9 protein-coding genes are annotated in these 7,503 nt (G+C 65.2%); 3 read left to right on the top strand and 6 right to left on the bottom strand.

The annotated features are described in order from the left end of the window. The 4 genes from WAN71_RS21605 to WAN71_RS21590 form a co-directional block, all read right to left on the bottom strand. On the bottom strand, positions 1-776 hold a 776-nt coding region (locus WAN71_RS21605; protein WP_422227286.1), incomplete at its 3' end, for a VOC family protein. 6 nt (positions 777-782) lie between these two features. Next, a complete protein-coding gene (locus WAN71_RS21600; RefSeq protein WP_422227285.1) occupies positions 783-1,964 on the bottom strand; it encodes a hydroxylase in 1,182 nt (393 codons plus the stop codon). 111 nt (positions 1,965-2,075) lie between these two features. Next, positions 2,076-2,909, bottom strand: a complete 834-nt coding sequence (locus WAN71_RS21595) for an SDR family oxidoreductase (RefSeq protein WP_422227284.1) — start codon at positions 2,907-2,909, stop codon at positions 2,076-2,078. Positions 2,910-3,000: 91 nt separating this feature from the next. Next, positions 3,001-3,936, bottom strand: coding sequence for an enoyl-CoA hydratase (locus WAN71_RS21590; protein WP_422227283.1), 936 nt, complete (start codon positions 3,934-3,936; stop codon positions 3,001-3,003). A 170-nt stretch (positions 3,937-4,106) separates the two neighbouring features. Between WAN71_RS21590 and WAN71_RS21585 the strand changes: the two genes are divergently transcribed. The 3 genes from WAN71_RS21585 (at position 4,107) to WAN71_RS21575 (ending at position 6,370) form a co-directional block, all read left to right on the top strand. Further along, entirely contained in the window at positions 4,107-4,271 is a 165-nt protein-coding gene (locus WAN71_RS21585) for a hypothetical protein (RefSeq protein WP_422227282.1), read from the top strand. Next, positions 4,272-5,738, top strand: a complete 1,467-nt coding sequence (locus tag WAN71_RS21580) for an alpha,alpha-trehalose-phosphate synthase (UDP-forming) (protein ID WP_422227281.1) — start codon at positions 4,272-4,274, stop codon at positions 5,736-5,738. 65 nt (positions 5,739-5,803) lie between these two features. Further along, the gene (locus tag WAN71_RS21575) at positions 5,804-6,370 is read left to right on the top strand and encodes a hypothetical protein (protein ID WP_422227280.1); all 567 of its coding nucleotides are present in this window, start codon (positions 5,804-5,806) and stop codon (positions 6,368-6,370) included. A 3-nt stretch (positions 6,371-6,373) separates the two neighbouring features. Here WAN71_RS21575 and WAN71_RS21570 read toward each other — a convergent pair whose 3' ends face one another. Continuing rightward, the gene (locus tag WAN71_RS21570) at positions 6,374-6,856 is read right to left on the bottom strand and encodes a mammalian cell entry protein (protein ID WP_422227279.1); all 483 of its coding nucleotides are present in this window, start codon (positions 6,854-6,856) and stop codon (positions 6,374-6,376) included. After that, positions 6,856-7,503, bottom strand: a complete 648-nt coding sequence (locus WAN71_RS21565; protein WP_422227278.1) for a mammalian cell entry protein — start codon at positions 7,501-7,503, stop codon at positions 6,856-6,858. The genes WAN71_RS21570 and WAN71_RS21565 overlap by 1 nt, the downstream gene beginning before the upstream one ends.

The following is a 7,503-nucleotide window of genomic DNA, read 5'->3' as shown; positions in this document are numbered from 1 at the left end:
ACGTAGAACGAGATCATCTTGTCGTTGGTGTGCCGACCGAGCGTCGAGGATAACGGAAAACCCTTCTGCGCAACGCGATCCAGTGCTCGGCCGACGGCGTCCAGGGAGTCGACCTCGACCATGATGTGCACCAGGCCCGGCGCCCCGCCGTGCGGCGCAGGACACAACGCCAGGCTGTGGTGGCGTTCGTTGACACCGAAGAACCGGATCCGCAGCGGGCCGAACTCAGGTGGTGCGGGCAGTCGCATTGCGCCACGCGGCTTGAAACCCAGCACCTCGGAATAGAACGCGAAGGTGCCGGCCGGGTCCATCGTCGGCAACACCACATGGCCCAGGCCTTGCGTACCGGTCACGAACGTCGCGCCGAAGGGCGTCACCACCGGGCTGTGGTCAAGTGCCGGACCGAAGAACACCTCGGTCGTGGTGCCGGTTGGATCGGTGAACGAGATGACCTCCTCGACCCGCCGCGCGTCGGCCTCCTCGACCGACAGCGGTTTGACGGCGACACCGCCGCGCTCCAGCGACTCCCGAACCCGTTGCAGCGCAGCCCCGTCGCGTACCTCCCAGCCGATATGCGCGACTTGGTCGGTATCGCCGGGGACGACGATGATGCGTGCGAAACGCTCGTCCATCCGCAAGTAGAGCGTGTCTTTTTGTTCGGGCGAGTCGGGTCCGCTGCCCTGCGCGAAGCCAAGCACGTCGAACGCGAAGGTGCGCCAGCGGTCGATGTCGCTGGTCTGGATCGTGATGTAGCCCAGGCTTTTGATATCGGTCATGTCGGTTCAGATCATCGCCCGCAACGGGTCGGCGGGCTCGAGTCCCATCGAACTCAACGCGGCGGCGTGGTAGACGGTGCTCGGCACATGGATCGCATGGTTGAGCCCGGCGTGTGCGTCACGCCAGAAGCGCTGCAACGGTTTGTCCATCCGCAGCGCGTTGCCGCCCGAGCGCGCGAAGATCTGGTCGACGGCCATCACCGCCCGCCATGCGGCTCGGATCTGGGTGCGCCGGCCAATGGCGCGCTCCTCGAATGACACGTCCCTGCCGGATTCCACGATGTCCCACATCTTGTCGACATTCGCCAGCAACTCCTGGCGCGCGGCGTTGATGTCGGAGGCCGCTTCGGCGATCGCGAACAACACATACGGATCATCCTTGATCGCGGTGCCCTGCGCGCCTACCCGGCCACGCTGGTAGTCAAGGTGGGCGGCCAGCGCTCCTTCGGAGATGCCGATCACCGCGGCGGTGATGCCAAGCGGGAACATATTCGACCACGGCATCTTGTAAAGCGCTTCACTGACACCGGCTTCCTTCTGCGCGGTGCCGTCGATGACCTGGTCGCCGTTCATGACCCGGTAGGACGGCACAAATGCGTCGCGGACGATGATGTCTTTAGAGCCGGTTCCCTTCAGCCCCACCACATTCCAGGAGTCTTCGACAATCTGGTAGTCGCTGCGGGGCAGGATCATGTGCAGCATGCTCGGCGGGTCGGCGATGCTCCCGTCGGGATTGGCCAGCATGGCGCCGAGGAAAATCCAGTCGCAGTGGTCGGTGCCGGAGCTGAATTGCCAGCGGCCGTTGAAGACGTAGCCGCCGTCGGTCGGGACGGCGATGCCGGTAGGCGCATACGGTGAAGCCATCCAGGTGTTGTCGTCGGTGCCCCAGACCTCTTCGCGTACTCCTGCGTTGGCGAATGCCAGCTGCCAAGGGTGCACGCCCACTACCCCGCAGATCCATCCCGCCGCGCCGTCCAGGGACGCCACGGCCATCACCGTCTCGGCGAATTCCCTTGGGTGAGCTTCGAACCCACCGTACTGCTTGGGCTGCAGCAGCTTGATCGGCCCGGCCGCCTTGAGTAACTTCGCGGTGTCGTCAGGCAGTCGGCCGATGCGCTCGGCCTCGGGGGCCTGACCGCGCAGCTGGTCGGCGATCTCCCTGATATTGTCGATTACCCGTCGGGCCATGCTGTCTTCCTGTCTTGCGCCGGCGACAAAATTCCAACGCCTCGATGATGAACCGGCGATAGCCCCGCGGCGGGGCGCCGTCCCGGTCAGTGGACAGGTTTGGCGTGGGCGTCAGACCACTCCTCTTAGCCCGTCGGCGCCGAACACGGGTTCCAGCATCGCGGTGAAGTCCGGGCCGCGTCGCAGCAGGTGCCCGCCGTCGACGTTGATGATTTGGCCGGTGATCCAACTCGCCGCGTCGCTGAGCAAAAACATCGCCGTGTTAGCGATGTCTTCGACCTCACCGACCCGCGGCAGCGGTGTGCAGATCCGGTAGTCCTCGGACAGTTGCGGCGAGTCGGTGATCGCAGTGACCAGGTCGGTCCGAATCAGGCCGGGACGGATACCGTTGACCCGGACCCAGGACGGGCCGAGTTCGTCGGCGGCCAACTGCATCAGGTGGTCGATGCCCGACTTGGTGACCCCGTAGGCGCCGAACCAGCGGTGGGTGTTGCTGGCTGCGATCGACGAAATGCCGACGAACGACCCGCCTCCCCCGCGCACCAGTTCGCGGGCGGCATGTTTGAGCACGTACATGGTGCCGTTGATGTTGAGATCGACCGTGCGCCGCCAGGCCTCCGAGTCGATCTGGGTGATCGGCCCGATGGTCTGCGATCCGCCCGCACAATGCACCACGCCGTGCAGCCGGCCATGCCACGCCGTCACGGCATCGACGGCTCGCGCGACCTCCTCTTCGTTGGTGACATCGGCCGGCTCATATCTGATCGCGCCACCGCCCGACTTGCCCGCCTCGATCTCCTCGACGGCGGCCAGCAGCCGATCGGCGTTGCGACCGATGATCATCACCGCGGCCCCGGCGGCTACCAGCCCGGCGGCCACCCCCTTGCCGATTCCACTGCCACCACCAGTAACCAGGTAAGTCCGGTCTTCGAACGAAAGCTGCACGCCAGCCCCTATCACTTTTTGTCGAGCGTCACGCTAGCGTGGCCCTGGCCGTCGAGCGTCACGCTAGCGTGGCGCTCGAGCTGAGGCCCCGCTACGGAGTATCGCGGCGGGCCACTTTCGTGGGCTTTGCCGTGCGCCAGTCCTCGACATCGGGCGGCAGTCCGACCGGGTACCTGTTCTCGTTGTGCGCCGCCCAGTGGGCATGGCCCAGCTCGTGAATATGGAAGGCGTGGCGCAACGCCTCGGTGAAACCCATCGCGTCCGACGCCGCGTTGACCGAATCCTTGATCAGCAGCCCTGCCATCGTCGGCCGCTCGGCAATGCGCCGCGCGAACTCCAGAGTCTTGGCCTCGAGTTCGTCAAGCGGAAAGACCTTGGATACCATGCCGAGCCGGTAAGCCTCGTCGGCGTCCAGCGAATCACCGGTCAGCAGCAGCTCTTTGGCTTTGCGCGGGCCGAATTCCCAAGGATGAGCGTAGTATTCGACGCCAGGCATGCCCATCCGGACACCGACCACGTCGCTGAACTTCGCATTGTCGGCGGCGACGATCAGGTCGCACGCCCAGATCAGCATCAAGCCCGCGGAGATCGCGTTGCCCTGTACCTGGGCGATGGTGATCTTCCGCAAATCGCGCCAACGGCAGGTGTTTTGGAAGAAGTAATGCCATTCCTGAAGGTAGGTTTTCTCCGCGACGGCATCGCGTTTGGCGCCGTTTATCCGGAAGCTCGGCAGCTGGTCCGGTCCGGGTGCCCGCTCGGCCAATGCCAACTCCGAACCCAGGTCGTGACCGGCGGAGAAATTCCTACCGCGCGCAGCCAAGATCACCACCCGAACGTCGTCGTCGGCCTCGGCCCGCAGGAACGCCTCATCGAGTTGAACCAGCAAGCCGCGGCTCTGCGCGTTGTGCGCGTCCGGCCGGTTGAGCCAGATCCGGGCGATGCGGCCGTCGTCGAGCGTTTCGTAGGCCACCAGCTCCTCGGGCTTCGCGTCAACCGCGCTGGTGCCCACCTCGTTGGGGACTGCCATTAGCCACCTCACTTGCCTCGCTGTGCCTGTATGCCCCGCTCTCCCCCGCAAGCGGGGAACCCCACCTCGGGCCGTATCGTCGCGGGGTGAGGCCTTACACATTACGGCCAGCCCGTAACGCATCCGTCGGCGGGCTGCGGCTGATTACGCACGTCGCCTACAGTTATGTCATGCCCGCTAAACCTGATCCTCACGAAATCGAAGATGTGGAACCGCTGACCGACACCACCGCAAGCCAGGCCAGGCGCGTAGTAGCGGCCTACGCGGACGACGCCGACGAATGCCGCGTCTTCTTGTCGATGCTCGGTATTGGGCCGGCAAAAATCGAGGTGTAAATGCCCCCCGCGGGAGGCAAGGGCTCGAAGGAATCTGCCGCCGGGGAGTCCGACTTCGTGGTGGTCGCCAACCGGCTGCCGATCGACATGGAGCGGCTGCCCGACGGCAGTACCACCTGGAAGCGCAGCCCCGGCGGGTTGGTTACGGCCTTAGAGCCGCTGCTTCGGCGTCGCCAAGGGGCCTGGGTCGGGTGGCCGGGGATTGTCGATGCCGACGAGGAGCCCATCGAGGCCGAGGAGCTGCGGCTTCACCCGGTACGCCTGTCCGCCGACGACGTCGCCGAATACTACGAGGGATTCTCCAACGCCACGCTGTGGCCGCTGTATCACGACGTCATCGTCAAACCGATGTACCACCGGGAATGGTGGGATCGCTACGTTGACGTCAACCGCAGGTTCGCCGAGGCGGCCTCACGCGCCGCTGCAAAGGGGGCGACGGTCTGGGTGCAGGACTACCAGTTGCAGCTGGTGCCTGCGATGCTGCGCGAACTGCGGCCTGATTTGACCATCGGCTTCTTTTTGCACATCCCGTTTCCGCCGGTCGAGCTGTTCATGCAGCTGCCCTGGCGCACCGAGATCGTGGAAGGATTGCTCGGCGCAGACTTGGTGGGCTTCCAGCTGGCCGGCGGTGCCCAGAACTTCCTGATTCTGTCGCGGCGCCTGATAGGCGCGAGCACCTCCCGCGGTTCGGTCGGTGTGCGGTCGCGACTCGGTGAGGTGGATCTCAACGGGCGCACTGTGCGGGTGGGCGCCTTCCCCATCTCCATCTACTCCAGCGAGCTCGACCAAATGGGCCATGACCGCAACATCCGCAAGCGGGCCGAAGAAATCCGTGCCGAGATCGGCAACCCCCGCAAGGTCCTGCTTGGCGTCGACCGGCTCGACTACACCAAAGGCATCGATGTGCGGCTCAAGGCGTTCGCCGAGCTGCTCGCGGAGGGCCGCGTCAAGGGCGACGACACCGTGCTGGTCCAGCTCGCTACGCCCAGCCGTGAGCGGGTGGAGAGCTACCAGGTGCTGCGCAACGATATCGAACGCCAGGTCGGCCACATCAACGGCGAATACGGCGAGGTCGGCCATCCGGTGGTGCATTACCTGCATCGCCCGGTTCCCCGTAATGAACTAGTCGCGTTCTTTGTCGCCAGCGACGTCATGCTGGTCACCCCGCTGCGGGACGGGATGAACCTGGTGGCCAAGGAGTACGTCGCGTGCCGCAGCGATCTCGGCGGTGCACTGGTGCTCAGCGAATTCACCGGTGCGGCAGCCGAACTCCGGCAGGCCTACCTGGTGAATCCGCACGACACCGAAGGCGTCAAAGACGCGATCGAGGCAGCGCTCAATCAGCCGGTCGAGGAGGGACGTCGCCGGATGCGGGCATTGCGACGCCAGGTACTCGTCCACGACGTCGATCGTTGGGCTCGGTCGTTCCTCGAGGCGCTAGGCGAGGCGCATCCGCATAAGGGCTGAATCGATGGTGCGGTTGCCGTTGCGCTGCAATACTCTTCTACACCTAGCCGGAAGGGACCGCGAAGATGACTAGTGCCTCCCGCGGCCTGACCGCCGCCGCTGTCATGGGCCTCTTGGCTCTCGGAACAGCGAGCCCGGCCCAAGCGCTCGGACCACCACCGGACGGCTTATACAGCTTCAGCGAAGCAGGGGCGCCCGCCGCGACGTGGAAGATCGTGGCGCTGTGCGATGCCCCATCCCGCCAGCGAGCCATCCCCGACTTCACCGACCCGGTCATTGCCGCGGACCTCTGCGCGCTGAACGTCAACAGCACGACCGCCCGGGTGATCAGCCGTCAGGAGAAGCTAGTCAACTACAACGGCCGGGCCCGGTTGACGAGCGATCTGTGGACTTTCCAGATTGGCAAGTCCAACGGTGTGGTGTGTCCGGATGGCACCACCGCGCCGTCGATGGACACTTACGCGTTCGACGACGTGTCACTGACCGGCACGCACACCAGCATTCATGGCGACGTCTGCGGCCTGCAGCCTGGCATGACGAAGACACCGTTCACGCTGGCGTTCCAGGGACCGCTGCCCAATCCGGTTGAGCGTTACCCGTTGGACTGCAACGAGATTGGCCAGTGCCGCTAACGACTAGATCGGCGTGATGTAGTTGATCAGCCACTTGCCGCCGACCCGCTGGTAGTCGACCCGCAACCGGCTGCCGTCGTAGAGCGGCTCCCGCGACTTGTCGGTCACCGTGCGGTTCATGTAGACCATCACCGACGCCGAATTGCGTTGGGCTGCCATGACTCCCACGCCGACGACGTTCGCCTGTACGACCACCTCGCGCTTCTTAGCCTCTGGGATGATCTGCTGGGTGGCACTCTTCTGGAACTCATGGCGATAGCTCGGTGTGAGTAGCGGATATGCGGCATCGAGGCTGCGCTCGACGGTCTGGTAGTCATAGGCGAATACCTGCGGGATTTCCTTGGCGGCCAACGGCGGGAGCACCGCCCGCGCCGATTGCTCACCGCGGGTTTCCACCCGTTCCCAATAGAACCAGCCGCCGGCCGCGGCTGACCCGACGAAGGCGGTGGTCAGCAAGCTGACGGTGGCGGCGATCAACCACCGCATCAATTGCCCCCGTCCGGATACTTCAGGTCATAGCCGGTCATTCGCCCGTTGTCGTCCTCGTGCACGATGACGCGCATCCGGTAGGGCTCGGACGGTTTGTTGACACCGTTCATGTCGGTCACGGTCACCCGCACCGACACCAGTACCGAGGCATTGTCGGTGACGTTGTCGATGCCCTCCAGCGCGGCGCCGTTGATGACCGCCTCCGATGTCGCGTCGGTGTGACGGAATAGCGCTTTGATGTTCTCGACGTTGTTGTTCGAGCTGAGCATGCCGCGCAACGGCCCGCTGGTGCCGTCGACGAACCGGGACACACTCTGGTCGATGGTGTCGGGCGTGTAGCTGAACATGTTGACCACGGTCTGGCTGGCCGTGTCGACGAAGCGCTGGTCGCGCGCCTGCTTCGCGTCTGCCTGGCGCTGCTGGTTAATCGCGAACCCCAGGCTGCCGGCCAACACAGCGATCCCGACCAATCCGGCCGCCAGCGCGATCCATCCCACCAGCCGGCGATGTGCGGGACGCCGTGGCGGCGGACCGAGCGGCGTGGCTCTCCGCTTGACCGGTTCGGGCGGTGCGTCGACCCGGACCGTGGTGGACGCTGCCTCACCGCCGGTCGGGGCGGCTGCGCGCGAAGCCCGCCGTCTCAC

The sequence above is a fragment of the Mycobacterium sp. genome, from assembly GCF_049280035.1.
Lineage (GTDB): Bacteria > Actinomycetota > Actinomycetes > Mycobacteriales > Mycobacteriaceae > Mycobacterium.
This window is presented reverse-complemented; position numbering and strand designations above follow the sequence as displayed.

Coding starts and splice junctions, on each gene's coding strand:
- WAN71_RS21570 (WP_422227279.1), bottom strand. CDS start 6,856: ATGCGGTGGTTGATCGCCGCCACCGTCAGCTTGCTGACCACCGCCTTC.
- WAN71_RS21590 (WP_422227283.1), bottom strand. CDS start 3,936: ATGGCAGTCCCCAACGAGGTGGGCACCAGCGCGGTTGACGCGAAGCCC.
- WAN71_RS21600 (WP_422227285.1), bottom strand. CDS start 1,964: ATGGCCCGACGGGTAATCGACAATATCAGGGAGATCGCCGACCAGCTG.
- WAN71_RS21575 (WP_422227280.1), top strand. CDS start 5,804: ATGACTAGTGCCTCCCGCGGCCTGACCGCCGCCGCTGTCATGGGCCTC.
- WAN71_RS21585 (WP_422227282.1), top strand. CDS start 4,107: ATGCCCGCTAAACCTGATCCTCACGAAATCGAAGATGTGGAACCGCTG.
- WAN71_RS21580 (WP_422227281.1), top strand. CDS start 4,272: ATGCCCCCCGCGGGAGGCAAGGGCTCGAAGGAATCTGCCGCCGGGGAG.